The sequence below is a fragment of the Pseudomonas sp. IT-P294 genome, assembly GCF_949767865.1.
Classification (GTDB): Bacteria; Pseudomonadota; Gammaproteobacteria; order Pseudomonadales; family Pseudomonadaceae; genus Aquipseudomonas.
This window is the reverse complement of record NZ_CATKQW010000022.1, coordinates 227,206-241,527: the sequence shown is the minus strand read 5'-3', so window position 1 is coordinate 241,527 and position 14,322 is coordinate 227,206. Positions and strand designations below refer to the sequence as shown.

The 14,322-nt window shown below is 57.9% G+C and carries 13 protein-coding genes; 4 read left to right on the top strand and 9 right to left on the bottom strand.

Annotated elements, in window-relative coordinates; genetic code table 11:
• Positions 1-4: 4 nt before the first annotated feature.
• The 5 genes from pstB to ACM6I0_RS16205 form a co-directional block, all read right to left on the bottom strand.
• Positions 5-838 carry a phosphate ABC transporter ATP-binding protein PstB gene (gene pstB / locus ACM6I0_RS16225; RefSeq protein WP_007942698.1) on the bottom strand — a complete coding sequence of 278 codons (834 nt, stop codon included), beginning with the start codon at positions 836-838 and terminating at the stop codon, positions 5-7.
• A 157-nt stretch (positions 839-995) separates the two neighbouring features.
• Entirely contained in the window at positions 996-2,666 is a 1,671-nt protein-coding gene (pstA, locus tag ACM6I0_RS16220; RefSeq protein ID WP_414922808.1) for a phosphate ABC transporter permease PstA, read from the bottom strand.
• Positions 2,667-2,681: 15 nt separating this feature from the next.
• On the bottom strand, positions 2,682-4,715 hold the full coding sequence (locus tag ACM6I0_RS16215; RefSeq protein ID WP_414922996.1) for an ABC transporter permease subunit: 2,034 nt from the start codon (positions 4,713-4,715) through the stop codon (positions 2,682-2,684).
• 449 nt (positions 4,716-5,164) lie between these two features.
• Positions 5,165-6,166 (bottom strand): phosphate ABC transporter substrate-binding protein PstS, encoded by a 1,002-nt coding sequence (locus ACM6I0_RS16210; protein ID WP_222589069.1) that lies wholly within the window; start codon positions 6,164-6,166, stop codon positions 5,165-5,167.
• A 252-nt stretch (positions 6,167-6,418) separates the two neighbouring features.
• On the bottom strand, positions 6,419-7,717 hold the full coding sequence (locus ACM6I0_RS16205; protein WP_285431611.1) for an MFS transporter: 1,299 nt from the start codon (positions 7,715-7,717) through the stop codon (positions 6,419-6,421).
• 366 nt (positions 7,718-8,083) lie between these two features.
• On the opposite strand from ACM6I0_RS16205, the gene ACM6I0_RS16200 reads away from it, so the two are divergent.
• Positions 8,084-8,488 (top strand): acyl-CoA thioesterase, encoded by a 405-nt coding sequence (locus ACM6I0_RS16200; RefSeq protein WP_007896491.1) that lies wholly within the window; start codon positions 8,084-8,086, stop codon positions 8,486-8,488.
• A 56-nt stretch (positions 8,489-8,544) separates the two neighbouring features.
• On the top strand, positions 8,545-9,444 hold the full coding sequence (locus ACM6I0_RS16195; protein ID WP_414922807.1) for a D-hexose-6-phosphate mutarotase: 900 nt from the start codon (positions 8,545-8,547) through the stop codon (positions 9,442-9,444).
• 130 nt (positions 9,445-9,574) lie between these two features.
• Here the strand turns inward: ACM6I0_RS16195 and ACM6I0_RS16190 are convergent, their stop codons facing one another.
• The 4 genes from ACM6I0_RS16190 to purE all read right to left on the bottom strand — a co-directional run bounded on the left by ACM6I0_RS16190 (position 9,575) and on the right by purE (position 12,137).
• Complete coding sequence (locus ACM6I0_RS16190) at positions 9,575-10,111, bottom strand: DUF3299 domain-containing protein (protein WP_285431608.1); 537 nt, start codon at positions 10,109-10,111, stop codon at positions 9,575-9,577.
• 84 nt (positions 10,112-10,195) lie between these two features.
• On the bottom strand, positions 10,196-10,441 hold the full coding sequence (locus tag ACM6I0_RS16185; protein WP_285431607.1) for a GlsB/YeaQ/YmgE family stress response membrane protein: 246 nt from the start codon (positions 10,439-10,441) through the stop codon (positions 10,196-10,198).
• A 110-nt stretch (positions 10,442-10,551) separates the two neighbouring features.
• Positions 10,552-11,634: a 5-(carboxyamino)imidazole ribonucleotide synthase gene (locus ACM6I0_RS16180; protein ID WP_414922806.1), complete on the bottom strand. Its 1,083-nt coding sequence runs from the start codon at positions 11,632-11,634 to the stop codon at positions 10,552-10,554.
• An 11-nt stretch (positions 11,635-11,645) separates the two neighbouring features.
• The gene (purE, locus tag ACM6I0_RS16175; protein ID WP_017341565.1) at positions 11,646-12,137 is read right to left on the bottom strand and encodes a 5-(carboxyamino)imidazole ribonucleotide mutase; all 492 of its coding nucleotides are present in this window, start codon (positions 12,135-12,137) and stop codon (positions 11,646-11,648) included.
• A gap of 478 nt (positions 12,138-12,615) precedes the next feature.
• Between purE and ACM6I0_RS16170 the strand changes: the two genes are divergently transcribed.
• Complete coding sequence (locus ACM6I0_RS16170; protein WP_414922805.1) at positions 12,616-13,323, top strand: reprolysin-like metallopeptidase; 708 nt, start codon at positions 12,616-12,618, stop codon at positions 13,321-13,323.
• Between the two features lie 321 nt (positions 13,324-13,644).
• Positions 13,645-14,319, top strand: a complete 675-nt coding sequence (locus ACM6I0_RS16165) for a hypothetical protein (protein WP_414922804.1) — start codon at positions 13,645-13,647, stop codon at positions 14,317-14,319.
• The last annotated feature ends 3 nt before the right edge of the window (positions 14,320-14,322 follow it).

Below are 14,322 nucleotides of genomic sequence, written 5' to 3'. Positions count from 1 at the left end.
CTTCCTAGCCGTAGCGACCGGTGATGTAGTCTTCGGTCTGCTTCTTCGCCGGATTGGTGAACAGGGTGTCGGTGTCGCCGAATTCCACCAGCTTGCCCATGTACATGAACGCCGTGTAGTCGGACACCCGAGCGGCCTGTTGCATGTTGTGGGTCACGATGACGATGGTGAACTTCGATTTCAATTCGTAGATCAGCTCTTCGACTTTCAGTGTGGAGATCGGGTCGAGTGCCGAGCACGGCTCGTCGAGCAGCAGCACTTCTGGCTCCACGGCGATGGTGCGGGCGATCACCAGACGTTGCTGCTGACCACCGGACAGGCCCAGCGCCGACTCGTGCAGACGGTCTTTGACCTCGTCCCACAATGCAGCGCCTTTCAACGCCCACTCGACGGCTTCGTCGAGAATGCGCTTCTTGTTGATGCCCTGGATGCGCAGGCCATACACCACGTTTTCGTAGATGGTTTTCGGAAACGGGTTCGGCTTCTGGAACACCATGCCGACGCGACGACGCAGTTCAGCCACGTCCTCGCCCTTGCGGTAGATGTTGTTGCCGTAGAGGTTGATCGCGCCTTCGACACGGCAGCCGTCGACCAGGTCGTTCATGCGGTTGAAAGTACGCAGCAGCGTAGATTTACCGCAGCCGGACGGGCCGATGAAGGCGGTCACACGCTGCTTCGGGATGTTCATGCTGACGTCGTACAGCGCTTGCTTGTCGCCATAGAACAGGCTCAGGCCCGGCACTTCAATGGCCACGGTTTCCTGTTCAAGGCTCAGGCTCTGTTTGTCGCGGCCCAGGGCAGACATGTTGATGCCGTGGGTATGTGTTTCGTGCTGCATGGGAGGCTCCCTGTGCTAACAAATTCGGTTCGGTTTTGTGGGAGCCAGCCTGCTGGCGATCAGCAGGGGTCGCGCTCAACCAACGCGGTGTCTCTGTGAAACCGCGGTGATGCCATCGCGAGCAAGCTCGCTCCCACATAGAAATCAGTGCTGCAAATCAGCTATCCAACGCTTTGTACTTCTCGCGCAGGTGGTTACGGATGTAAACGGCCGACAAGTTAAGCGTGGCGATCACCAGCACCAGCAGCAGCGCCGTGGCGTACACCAGCGGTCGCGCAGCTTCGACGTTCGGGCTCTGGAAGCCGACGTCATAGATATGGAAGCCCAAGTGCATGATCTTCTGGTCCAGGTGCAGGTACGGGTAGTTGCCGTCCAGCGGCAGCGACGGCGCCAGCTTCACTACACCCACCAGCATCAGCGGAGCCACTTCACCCGCGGCACGCGCCACGGCGAGGATCATGCCGGTCATCATCGCCGGGCTGGCCATCGGCAGCACGATCTTCCACAAGGTTTCAGCCTTGGTCGCGCCGAGGGCCAACGAGCCTTCGCGCACGGTACGAGGAATTCGCGCCAGACCTTCTTCGGTCGCCACAATCACCACCGGCACCGCCAGCAACGCCAGGGTCAAGGACGCCCAGAGCAGGCCCGGTGTACCAAAGGTCGGTGCCGGCAAGGCTTCAGGGAAGAACATCCGGTCAACCGAGCCGCCCAGTACATAGACGAAGAAGCCCAGGCCGAACACGCCGTAAACAATGGCCGGAACGCCCGCCAGGTTGTTCACTGCGATACGGATGATCCGGGTCAGCACGTTCTGCTTGGCGTATTCACGCAGGTAAACCGCCGCCAGCACGCCGAACGGGGTCACGATCATCGCCATGATCAAGGTCATCATCACGGTGCCGAAAATCGCCGGGAAGATCCCGCCTTCGGTGTTCGCTTCACGCGGATCGTCGCTGAGGAACTCCCAGACCTTGCTGAAGTAGAAGCCGACCTTGGTGAAGGTGCTCATGGCGTTCGGCTGGTAGGCGTGAACCACTTTGCCGATGCCGATCTCGATCTCTTTGCCGTTCGCATCGCGGGCCGTGAGGCTGTCGCGGTTGAACTGGGCATGCAGGTCGTTCAGGCGTGCTTCGATGTCTTGATAACGAGCATTCAGCTCGGCGCGCTCGGACTCCATGTCTGCTTGCGCCGTGGCGTCGAGCTGGCCGGCCAGTTCCAGTTTGCGACCGTGCAGGCGGACCCGCTCCAGACCGGCGTTGATTGCGCCGATGTCGGTTTTTTCCAGGCTCTTGAGCTGTGCGGCCAGCTTGTTCACGCGATCGACACGGGCTTGCAACTCAGGCCATGCGGCTTCGCCTTCTGCGATGACCTTGCCGTCCTGTTTGACGTTGACCAGGTAGCCGTAGAAGTTGCCCCACTCGCGACGCTCGATGGTCATCAGCTCGGGTGGCGTCTTCTGGTTGGTCAACCACTCGCCGACGATCCAGGTGAAGTCGTTGCCGTTCAGGTCACGGTTACCGACTTTGATCAGCTCGCGGGTCATGAACTCGGGGCCCTGATCGGGCACCGGCAGGCCAGCGGTTTTCAGGCGCTCGCGTGGCACTTCTTCCTTCTGCACCACTTCGCCGATCACCAGGTGATTGGCTTGGCCCGGCACGTTGTAATCGGCGTGCAACAGGTCTGCCGGCCAGAAGTGGCCCAGACCGCGCACGGCAATCACTGCCAGCAAGCCAATGGTCATGATGACCGCGATGGACACCGCGCCACCGCTGATCCAGACGCCGGGGGCGCCGCTCTTGAACCATCCTTTCAGGGAGTTCTGTTTCACAGACTTCTACCTTTCTTAAAGCGACGAGTATTTCTTGCGCAGACGCTGACGAATCAGTTCCGCGAGGGTGTTCATGACGAAGGTAAACAACAGCAGCACCAGCGCCGAGAGGAACAGCACGCGGTAATGGCTGCCGCCGACTTCCGACTCCGGCATTTCCACCGCAACGTTGGCCGCCAGGGTGCGCAGGCCTTCGAACAGGTTCATTTCCATGACCGGGGTGTTGCCGGTGGCCATCAGCACGATCATGGTTTCCCCGACCGCACGGCCCATGCCGATCATCAGTGCCGAGAAGATCCCCGGGCTGGCGGTGAGGATCACCACACGAGTCATGGTCTGCCACGGCGTGGCACCGAGAGCCAGGGAGCCCAGCGTCAGGCCACGCGGCACGCTGAACACGGCGTCTTCGGCGATGGAGTAAATATTCGGGATCACCGCGAAGCCCATGGCCAGACCCACTACCAAAGCGTTGCGCTGGTCGTAGGTGATGCCCAGGTCGTGGGAGATCCACATGCGCATGTCGCCGCCGAAGAACCAGGTTTCCATGTACGGGCTCATGTACAGCGAGAGCCAGCCCACGAACAGAATCACCGGGATCAGGATCGCGCTTTCCCAGCCATCCGGCACCTTCAGGCGGATGGATTCAGGCAAGCGGCTGAAGATGAAACCGGCCACCAGAATGCCGATCGGCACGAGCATCAGCAGGCTGAAGATGCCCGGCAAATGCCCTTCTACATACGGCGCGAGGAACAGACCGGCGAAGAAACCGAGGATCACCGTCGGCATTGCTTCCATCAGCTCGATCACCGGCTTGACCTTGCGGCGCATGCCCGGAGCCATGAAGTAAGCGGTGTAGATCGCCGCAGCAACAGCCAGGGGCGCGGCCAGCAGCATCGCGTAGAACGCGGCTTTGAGCGTACCGAAAGTCAGCGGCGACAGGCTCAGCTTGGGTTCGAAGTCGGTGTTGGCGGCGGTCGACTGCCAGACGTATTTAGGCTCGTCGTAGTTTTCGTACCAGACTTTGCTCCACAACGCGCTCCAGGACACTTCCGGGTGCGGGTTGTCGAGCAACAGCGGTTGAATCTTGCCGCCCGCCTCCACAATCACACGGTTGGCCCGTGGCGAAAGACCGAAGACGCCTTGGCCATCGACCACCTGATCCACCAACAGGGTGCGGTGAGCGGTGCTGTGGAACACGCCGAGCTTGCCGGACGCATCAAGGGCGATAAAGCCTTTGCGGCGTTCTTCGGCGGTGATTTCAACGATTGGCGTGGTGCCCATCTGGAAGTTGCGGATCTGCTTCAGACGCAGTTCGCCGTCGTGGTCGCGGGCCATGAACCACTGGGCCAGGCCACCTTTGGAGTCGCCAAGAATCAACGAGATACCGCCCACCAGTTGAGTACTGGCAGTGATTTGCGCCTCACCATCTTCGAGCAGCTTGTAGCGACCATTGAGGCTCTTGTCGCGCAGGCTGAATACGTCGGCTTGGGCGCGACCATTGATCACGTAGAGCCACTGCTGGCGCGGGTCGACGAAGATGTTCTTCACCGCCTCAGTCATCTGCGGCAGATCGATACGCTTCTGCTCGTTGGTGACTTCGCCGGTCATCATGTTTTCTTCGCTGGTCAGCGACAAAACATTGAGTTGCGAACCGGTGGAACCGACCAGCATCAGCGTCGTATCGGTCGCGTTGAGGCTGACGTGCTCCAGGGCACCACCCGCCTCGTTCAACGCAATCGGGGTTTCGCCGTACGGGTATTCGATGGCTGGCGAGATGGTCTTCTTGCCGTCCGGATAGCTGACTTTATAAGTGTGACGGAACACCAGGGCCTGGCCGTTGGACAAGCCGACCGCCACCAATGGATGACCTGGCTGGTCTTCAGCGATGGAGGTCACCGTGGTGCCGACCGGGATCGGCAGATCGACGCGCTTGAGTTCGGCGCCACTGTCGATGTCGAAGAATAATGCCAGGCCCTTGTCGGAAACCCGCATGGCGACCTGGTTCTGCTCTTCCAGAGAGATCATCAACGGCTTGCCGGCGTCTTGCATCCAGGCGGGCGTGATGGCGTCTTTGGCGGTCAGGCTGGCACCCTGGAACAGCGGCGCGACAACATAAGCGAGGAAAAAGAAGATCAGCGTGATCGCACCGAGAACGGCGAGGCCGCCCACGAGGACATACCAGCGGGTCAGGCGATCCTTGAGCGCGCGGATGCGGCGCTTGCGTTGCAGCTCAGGCGTATTGAAGTCAATTCGCTTGGGGGGATTCGTAGTCATGGTGGAATTGGCCAGATCATTCATGCGCACACCCTAGCGATCCTGTATGACAGAAAGATGACAGTGCAGTGACGCAACAAATCCGCCGCCAGCGGGAACTGGCAGAGGATCGGAAATTTGGGGTGTGGGAGCGAGCTGGTCCGCGAATTTTGCGGTGCCGGTGATGGCCCCATCGCGAGCAGCCTCGCTCCCACAAGAGTCCGGGTTAGCCCGGACTCAAGGTGCTACTTTTTTGCGACTTCAGCGCCGCCTTCCGCCAGACCCAGGTCAGCCAGTGCTTTTGCAGCAACCTTGGCTGGCAGTGGGATGTAACCGTCTTTCACTACAACTTCCTGGCCCTGTTTGGACAGAACCAGTTTCACGAACTCGGCTTCCAGCGGGGCCAGAGGCTTGTTCGGGGCTTTGTTGACGTAAACGTAGAGGAAGCGCGACAGCGGGTATTTGCCGTTCAGTGCGTTTTCTTCGCTGTCTTCGATGAACTCGGTGCTGCCTTTCTTCGACAGAGCAACGGTTTTCACGCTAGCGGTTTTGTAGCCGATGCCCGAGTAACCGATGCCGTTCAGCGAGGAGCTGATCGACTGAACGACCGAAGCCGAACCTGGTTGTTCGTTGACGTTTGGCTTGTAGTCGCCTTTGCACAGGGCTTCTTCTTTGAAGTAGCCGTAGGTGCCGGATACCGAGTTACGACCGAACAGCTGAACCGGCTTGTTGGCCAGGTCGCCGGTCACACCCAGGTCGCCCCAGGTTTTGACTTCGGTTTTAGCGCCGCACAGACGAGTGGACGAGAAGATCGCGTCGACTTGTTCCATGGTCAGGTGCTGGATCGGGTTGTCTTTGTGTACGAAGACGGCCAGGGCGTCCACGGCAACCGGGATAGCGGTTGGCTTGTAGCCGTACTTCTGCTCGAAGGCAGCCAGTTCGGTGTCCTTCATTTTGCGGCTCATCGGGCCCAGGTTAGAGGTGCCTTCAGTCAACGCAGGTGGCGCAGTGGCGGAGCCAGCGGCCTGAATCTGGATGTTTACGTTCGGGTATTCTTTTTTGTAGTTCTCAGCCCACAGGGTCATGAGGTTGGCCAGGGTATCGGAGCCGACGCTGGACAGGTTGCCCGACACACCAGTGGTCTTGGTGTAGCTCGGGATCGACGGGTCAACAGCGGCGAACGCGTTGGCAGTCGCAACGCCAGCAGCGACAAAAGTCATTGCCGCCATCAAACGCTTCAGTTTCATGCCTTACTCCTAGCAGATAGGGTGTGTTAAGTCGGGGCCAAGTATTAGCAGGCCGTGTGAACACTCTATGGCTGAAATATGACAATTGGATGAAAGGCCAGCATACAGCGACAGATCGTTCCCACGCTCTGCGTGGGAATGCCGCCATGGACGCTCTGCGTCCGCTGTGAGATGTGACGCGGAGCGTCACGGGATGCATTCCCACGCAGAGCGTGGGAACGATCAAGGGACAATTCGACAAAAGAAATCGGCTTAACGCCCCTTCTTCCAGAGATAGGCGCCCACCAGAATCCCCACACCGCAAATGATCGCCACGTAATACGCCGGCCCCATCGGGCTTTCCTTGAGCAGCAACGTCACCACCATCGGCGTCAGGCCGCCGAAAATCGCGTAGGCCAGGTTGTAGGAAAACGACAATCCGCTGAAACGCACCACGGCCGGGAAGGCTTTGACCATCACGTATGGCACCGCCCCAATGGTGCCGACCAGCAAACCGGTCAAGGCATACATCGGGAACAGCCAGTCCGGGTGGTTGAACAGGCTGTGATAGAACGTCCACGAGCTGATTAACAGCGCCGCACTGCCAAACACGAACACACGGCCGGCACCAAAGCGGTCAGCCAAGGCACCAGAGGCGACACAGCCCAGGCTCAGAAACACGATCGCCAGGCTGTTGGCCTGCAATGCGGTGGTCGGCGAGAAGTGGTAGACGGTTTGCAGCACGGTCGGTGTCATCAGAATGACCACGATGATGCCGGCGGATAGCAGCCAGGTCAGCAGCATGGAAATCAGGATCGCCCCGCGATGGTCGCGCAATACGGCACGCAGCGGGACTTCTTCGGCCAGCGCTTTGCGCAACTGCAGTTCGGCGAACACTGGCGTTTCGTGGAGCCAGCGACGCAGGTAAACCGAGAAAAGACCGAATACGCCGCCCAGCAGGAACGGGATTCGCCAGGCGTAATCCGACACTTCCACCGACGTATAAATGCTGTTGATCGCGGTGGCGACCAGCGAGCCCAGCAGGATGCCCGCGGTCAGACCGCTCGTCAGCGTGCCGCAGGCATAGCCGATGTGCCGCTGCGGTACGTGTTCGGAAACGAATACCCATGCACCCGGCACTTCACCACCAATGGCCGCGCCCTGAATCACCCGCATCAGCAACAGCAGGATCGGAGCCCACATGCCGATTTGTGCATACGTCGGCAGCAAACCCATGATCAGGGTCGGCACCGCCATCATGAAGATACTCAACGTGAACATCTTCTTGCGACCCAGCAAGTCGCCGAAGTGCGCCATCACGATGCCGCCCAACGGGCGTGCGAGATAGCCGGCGGCGAAGATGCCGAAGGTCTGCATCAGGCGCAGCCACTCGGGCATGTCGGCGGGGAAAAACAGCTTGCCGACCACCGTGGCGAAGAACACGAAGATGATGAAGTCGTAAAACTCCAGCGCGCCACCAAGGGCAGACAGCGACAAAGTCTTGTAGTCGTTGCGGGTCAGCGGACGTGCGGGTTGAGCTGGCTGCGCGATGCTCGAGGGCGCGGTGGTCATGGCAAGGGCTTCTCTTATAGTCGGATCTGCAACCCCAACAACGCTGGCGGAGGCTTGGGCAGGTCCGGCACGATAGCAAATTGTTCGAAAAAGCACATAGATGAGCGTATTTGACGGTCAAAATGAGAACCGGACGGTCGTCTCGGAGTCTACCGACCGATATACTCGCAATCCTGGACCTGCTTGTAAGGGGTTGCTGTGCGAAAACGTCGTTGGCACCTGTCAGCCGATTTCGCAGAGTTTCCCTTTAGGCGCCTTACGAAAAACGTGACGAACAGAGTATGTTCGGGGTTGAATCGTTTTTCCTGGAGACGGCTATTCACCTGAAGTACTTATGAAGAGTCACGGGTCAGAGGCACCCCCGGCATGATAGAGCTCGAACAAGAAGATCCAATTCCGCAAGGCGACCTTGCCCTGCAAATCACCGCGCTCCCTCGCGAAACCAACGGCTTTGGCGATATTTTCGGCGGCTGGCTGGTAGCGCAGATGGATTTGGCTGGCACCGCAATGGCGAGCAAAGTCGCTGGCGGACGCGTTGCGACCGTTGCGATCGATCGCATGGCGTTCCTGGTCCCTGTCGCAGTGGGCGCACAGCTTTCCTTTTATACACAGGCCCTGGAAATCGGCCGCAGCTCGATTCAGATGATGGTCGAAGTGTGGAGCGACGATCCGCTGTCCAGCGAGTGGCGTAAAGTCACTGAAGCTGTATTCGTGTTCGTCGCCATCGACGGCAGCGGCCGCACTCGCTCGGTTCCACCACGAGCGCGTTAAACGCTGCGACTGTTTTGCGGTCCATTGCAGTCCTGTTAAAGATCGAGAGTTGCCCCATGAGCACGCCCAACGTTGAAGCCGTGAAACTGGATGGACTGAACTGCTGGCGCATCCGCCACGGGCAGGCCGAATTGCTGGTCGCCCAGCAAGGCGCGCACATCCTCAGTTATCAATTGGCCGGCCAACCGCCGCTGATCTGGCTCAACGATGAGGCAGTGTTCAAAACCGGCAAGAGCATCCGCGCCGGCGTGCCGGTGTGCTGGCCGTGGTTCGGTAATTTTTCACGCAACCCGCCGAGTGTCCAGGCCATGCGCGTCAGTCAAGAACCGCCGACGGCCCACGGTTTTGTGCGGGCGATGGATTGGGAACTGGGCGGCATCGAAACCGAGGGCGAAAGCCTGAAGGTGGAATTCATCCTTCCCTATCCCGAAGGCGGCTTTGAGGGTTGGCCACATCAGGTGGATTTGAAGCTGAGCATCCGCCTGGATGAACAGCTGCACATCAACCTGACCAGCCACAATCAGGGCACGGACAACGTCACCATCAGTCAGGCGCTGCACAGCTATTTCGCCGTCAGCGATGTGCGCAACGTGCACGTTGAAGGGCTGGATGGCTTGAGCTACATCGAGACGCTGGACGACTGGAAAACCGTCACTCAGCGCGGCGATCTGCGGTTTAGCGGCGAGACCGACCGCATCTATCAAAATGTCCCGGTGACACTGAGCATCGTTGATCCGGCCTGGGAGCGGCGCATAGAGCTGACCAGCAGCGGATCGCGCTCGGCGGTGATCTGGAACCCGTGGGTTGACCGCGCCGCGGCATTCAGCGACATGGCTGACGATGGCTGGCAGCGCATGCTGTGCATCGAGACGGCGAACGTGATGGATGACGTGGTGACACTGGCGCCGGGTGCCAGCCACACCCTCGGCGTGACCATCGCCAGCAAATCGCTCTAACACCGTAAACCAATGTGGGAGCGAGCTTGCTCGCGATGGCGGTATAACAGTCAACATGAATGCTGAATGTTATGACCTCATCGCGAGCAAGCTCGCTCCCACAGTTGTTATGCCAGGCCCACTGGCGTTGTTACAGATCCGACTCTTTGACTACCCGCACCTTCGCCGCATCCAGCGCATACGCCGCATCCGCCAGATCGTTGTTGACCTTCTCGATCTTCAACGTGCCGGTGACCCACAGCGGGGTGTAGATATCGTTCAGCTTCAACCCTTTCGGATATCGCACCAGCACCAACTGGTTAGGCGGCGGTGGCGGCACGTGGATGCAAGCGCCCGGATAAGGTACGAGGAAGAACAGAGTACTGCGGCCCTTGGCATCGGACTCCAGCGGCACCGGATACCCGCCGATGCGGATGTTCTTGTCGTTCATCGAAGGCACGGTTTTGGTCGAATACATCACTGCCGGCAGGCCTTTGCTCTGCTTCATGCCACCCTTTTGGGTAAAGGTGCCATTGCTTTCGGGAGAGTTGTGGTCGATTTCGGGCATGGCCTCGAGGGCTTTCTGATCCGACTTTGGCATCAGTTCGAGCCAGTCGGTTTCCGGCAGTTCGCCGGCGTGGGCCAAGCCACTGCCCAGTAAGAGGAGAGTCAACAGAAGACGGCGCATGGAAGTGCTCGTAAGGAAAGGACTGTAACGCCGGGCATTCTAGCCCTCCCCGCGCGCCGCGCAGAGAGGGCTTTGTCGCTTAAATCAGTTCTTTCTGATCAAGCCGTAGATCACCAGCAATATCACCGCACCGACCAGCGCACCGATGAAGCCTGCGCCTTGACCGGCCTGGTAGATGCCCAGAGCCTGACCGCCATACGTGGCCGCCAGCGAACCGCCGATACCGAGCAGGATGGTCATGATCCAGCCCATGCTGTCATCGCCCGGTTTCAGGAACCGGGCCAACAGGCCGACGATCAAGCCGATAAAGATGGTTCCGATAATTCCCATGACATTTCCCTCTGATTTGGACACCTTGCAAAAGCCTAGTCAGACTTTTGCATCCTGCCATGAGAGAACGGTAGCCCCTGAATGGTTCCGCCGCTGCCACATGAAACTATTTATTCGGCGATCAGCGCTTCGACCTTGAGGATCTGTGCCGCCAGCGTCTCGCGGTCTGCACAACGCAAGTTGCCGTGACCGACTTTGCGGCCGACCTTGAACGCCTTGCCGTAGTGATGCAGATGGCAATCGGCGATGGCCAGGACTTTTTCCGTCTCAGGCACTTTGCCGATGAAGTTGAGCATCGCGCTCTCGCCGACCTTGGCCGTCGAACCCAGCGGCAGACCGGCAATGGCCCGCAGGTGGTTTTCGAACTGGCTGCATTCAGCGCCTTCGGTAGTCCAGTGCCCGGAGTTGTGCACACGCGGTGCGATTTCGTTGGCCTTGAGGCCACCGTCGACTTCAAAGAACTCGAACGCCATCACGCCGACGTAATTCAATTGCTTGAGCACGCGACTGGAATAATCCTCAGCCAGCGCTTGCAGCGGGTGGTCGGTGCTGGCCACAGACAGCTTGAGGATGCCGTTTTCGTGAGTGTTGTGAACCAACGGGTAAAACTTCGTTTCGCCATCGCGAGCGCGCACCGCGATCAGAGAAACTTCGCCGGTAAACGGCACGAAGCCTTCCAGCAGGCAAGCAACACTGCCCAGCTCGGCGAAGGTGCCAATGACATCTTCCGGTTTGCGCAGGACCTTTTGGCCCTTGCCGTCGTAACCCAGCGTGCGGGTTTTCAGTACCGCCGGCAAGCCGATGGACGCCACGGCGGCATCAAGGTCGGCTTGCGACTGAATGTCGGCGAACGCCGGGGTTGGAATCCCCAGGTCCTTGAACATGCTTTTCTCGAACCAGCGATCACGAGCGATGCGCAGGGCTTCGGCACTCGGGTAGACCGGGACGAATTGCGACAGGAACGCCACGGTTTCAGCCGGGACGCTTTCGAATTCAAAGGTCACCAGATCGACTTCATCGGCCAGCTGACGCAGGTGATCCTGATCGCCGTAATCGGCTCGCAGGTGTTCGCCCAATGCGGCTGCGCAAGCGTCCGGCGCCGGGTCCAGGAAAGCGAAGTTCATGCCCAGCGGAGTGCCCGCCAGCGCCAACATGCGACCCAACTGGCCGCCACCGATTACACCGATCTTCATCGTCAACAACCTCAGGCGATGCGTGGGTCTGGATTTTCCAGGACGCTGTCTGTCTGCTCAGCACGGAAAGTTTTCAGCACCGCGTGGAACTGCGGGTGCTTGGCGCCCAGGATGCTTGCCGACAACAGGGCGGCATTGATCGCGCCAGCCTTGCCGATGGCCAGGGTCGCAACCGGAATGCCAGCGGGCATCTGCACGATAGACAGCAGTGAATCGACGCCCGAAAGCATCGACGACTGCACCGGGACGCCCAGCACTGGCAGGTGGGTCTTGGCCGCACACATGCCAGGCAAGTGGGCCGCGCCACCGGCACCGGCGATGATCACCTCGATGCCCCGCGCCTCGGCCTCTTCGGCGTACTGGAACAGCAGGTCCGGGGTGCGGTGGGCAGAGACCACTTTCACCTCGTAAGGAATGCCGAGCTTTTCCAGCATATCGGCGGTGTGGCTAAGGGTGGACCAATCGGACTTGGAGCCCATGATCACGCCAACCAGTGCACTCATCGTCGTGCCTCTTCTCTCTGGGCGCCCGCAGGCGCGTCAAAAACAACAAGCCACGCAGAAATGCGTGGCTTGATTGTACGAAAAATGGCCGGACGAACCGGCCGAAGGCCGCGCAGTATACCTCAATGAAGCAGATAAACAGCCCCTTGACCGACCATCTGTCATAGATCACTAAAAGCCCGGGTTACTGACTCGAAAGTCAGCCCAAAAAACGCTTAGCCGTGGCAGTAGCACTGGCCTCTATAGTGCAAAAGCCCATAACTATTTTGTGCTCCGGGTTCGGACACCAATAACACTTCAGACACATTACAGAACAACTTGAAACTTGCCACGCCAAGCAACCAAACTTAACTTAAAACTTCAAATAGAAACACCGCACAAACTATACACCCCGTATCACCACAACCGTAAACATCGTTAACCCACACAGAAACAACAACCAGCCGCCTCCAGCGGAAAGTACATAAAGGACTATGACGTGAACAAAGATAAAGCAAGTCAGATCATCGAGAATCTGAAAGACGGCGAAATTGAAAACAATGACGTGGCGCAAACTGATGCACTGACGCCAGTGCGACACAGACGTTCGCTGTTAAATAATGGGCAACCTGACCGCCTCAAAAAGCCCATTCTTTTACTCGTGTTTATCCACGACGATCTTGATGATCACGATAAAGGCAAGCTATACGACAACTACTTTTCTTGGCTGGAGACCGAGCTTGAAGACATATCCGGCCGCGCGGTTACGGTTATTTTCAACTCTCAATCCACAACTCCGAAAATGACCAATTACAACTACAGAAATGAAAACGCTGCCGAGGCCCTTCGGGGCTGGGAAAACAAGGTTAAAGAACTGAAGTCGAAAGCGGATACAACATTCCCTTTCAACCCAAACCTGGACAAATTTCTGTTACTCACTCGTAACGGGATGAACAGCCGCGTCGCGGGAATCGCTTCCAATAGAGGTCAGAGCGCGATGGCTACGATCGATTCCTACCTGACGCCTGCTCACGAAATAGGTCATATGTTCGGTGCCACCCATGAAGATTCGGATATCGTCTACGACGGCTGGTGGCATGACACGATTATGAAGTATGACGTCAACTCTCCAGTCCGAGGTAATTACTACCATTTCAGCGAAAAGAACCGCGACAATATTCGCAACTATCTCAGTCAATTCGACTGACATCCGCAAAATCATTTATCCCCGGTGAGAGGCATTGACTTGCCTTTCATCTATCTCAGCAGCAAGGCCAGCAGCGCCCGCCCTTCAGCTTGCGACGGAACGAGCGATAGCCACCTCGAATCTTGCCCTCTTCTGCGGGCAGAAACGCCAGGTCACCCGCTGCTTTAAATCAAGAAGCGTTGGTTATTTATTCGAAGGCCAAGTACGTACAGCCTTCGCAAAAAACACCCAGTAACGCCAAGCCTATTTCGGCACCACTAACAACAAACAGATATTGCCCTCTTAAATTTACCGAGAGCGATCCCCCCATGAGACAAAGCCATGTACGCATTATTAAAACCAATCATTACTTTTATCCTCGCGCTCATGATTAACCTGAGTGCACACGCTGTCGATACTCCAGACAAACTTATCGATGACCCTGCGAACCCCATCCGGCTTTTTGCGATCTTCCACGATGATGTGCCGGCCGCGAAACGAAGCTCGACCTACGCTGATCATATCCGCCCTTTCACCACTGAGTTCGAGAACATTACCGGCCGGAAAATTCACGTTATCTTTGATCGAAACAGACCGCCCTTCACCAACTTCAACTATAAATCCGCAGACCAAAACAATATGTTCCAAGGTTGGAAAAAGCTGGCGTGGGAGTATCGAACACTACGGCATGAGCGCAATGAATTCCCCTTCTCAAGCAATGACCGAATACTGTTGATCACCAACGATTTCATTAACGGCGGCCCGGTATTTGGCGGTGTGGGTGGTATTGCAAATCAATCCGGCTCGGCCGCTATTGCTTCGCTCGACTTCAAACAGGTGATCGGGCATGAACTGGGACATTCTTTCAATGCTATCCATGAAGAAGGCGAAGTGCTTTACAACGGCTGGTGGTGCGAAACGTTCATGTTCGAACCCTTGCCCCTTCGATCGAACTGTTTCGTCTTTAGCGAAGGCAACAGAAAACGCATCAAGGCCTATGTAGACAGCCGGTATTAAAAC

What these genes read in the sequence shown, in the direction of transcription:
- purE (WP_017341565.1), bottom strand. Translation starts at nt 12,137, where the DNA reads ATGAGTGCACTGGTTGGCGTGATCATGGGCTCCAAGTCCGATTGGTCC.
- ACM6I0_RS16190 (WP_285431608.1), bottom strand. Translation starts at nt 10,111, where the DNA reads ATGCGCCGTCTTCTGTTGACTCTCCTCTTACTGGGCAGTGGCTTGGCC.
- ACM6I0_RS16165 (WP_414922804.1), top strand. Translation starts at nt 13,645, where the DNA reads ATGTACGCATTATTAAAACCAATCATTACTTTTATCCTCGCGCTCATG.
- pstB (WP_007942698.1), bottom strand. Translation starts at nt 838, where the DNA reads ATGCAGCACGAAACACATACCCACGGCATCAACATGTCTGCCCTGGGC.
- ACM6I0_RS16205 (WP_285431611.1), bottom strand. Translation starts at nt 7,717, where the DNA reads ATGACCACCGCGCCCTCGAGCATCGCGCAGCCAGCTCAACCCGCACGT.
- ACM6I0_RS16200 (WP_007896491.1), top strand. Translation starts at nt 8,084, where the DNA reads ATGATAGAGCTCGAACAAGAAGATCCAATTCCGCAAGGCGACCTTGCC.
- ACM6I0_RS16195 (WP_414922807.1), top strand. Translation starts at nt 8,545, where the DNA reads ATGAGCACGCCCAACGTTGAAGCCGTGAAACTGGATGGACTGAACTGC.
- ACM6I0_RS16215 (WP_414922996.1), bottom strand. Translation starts at nt 4,715, where the DNA reads ATGCAAGACGCCGGCAAGCCGTTGATGATCTCTCTGGAAGAGCAGAAC.
- ACM6I0_RS16180 (WP_414922806.1), bottom strand. Translation starts at nt 11,634, where the DNA reads ATGAAGATCGGTGTAATCGGTGGCGGCCAGTTGGGTCGCATGTTGGCG.
- ACM6I0_RS16185 (WP_285431607.1), bottom strand. Translation starts at nt 10,441, where the DNA reads ATGGGAATTATCGGAACCATCTTTATCGGCTTGATCGTCGGCCTGTTG.
- ACM6I0_RS16210 (WP_222589069.1), bottom strand. Translation starts at nt 6,166, where the DNA reads ATGAAACTGAAGCGTTTGATGGCGGCAATGACTTTTGTCGCTGCTGGC.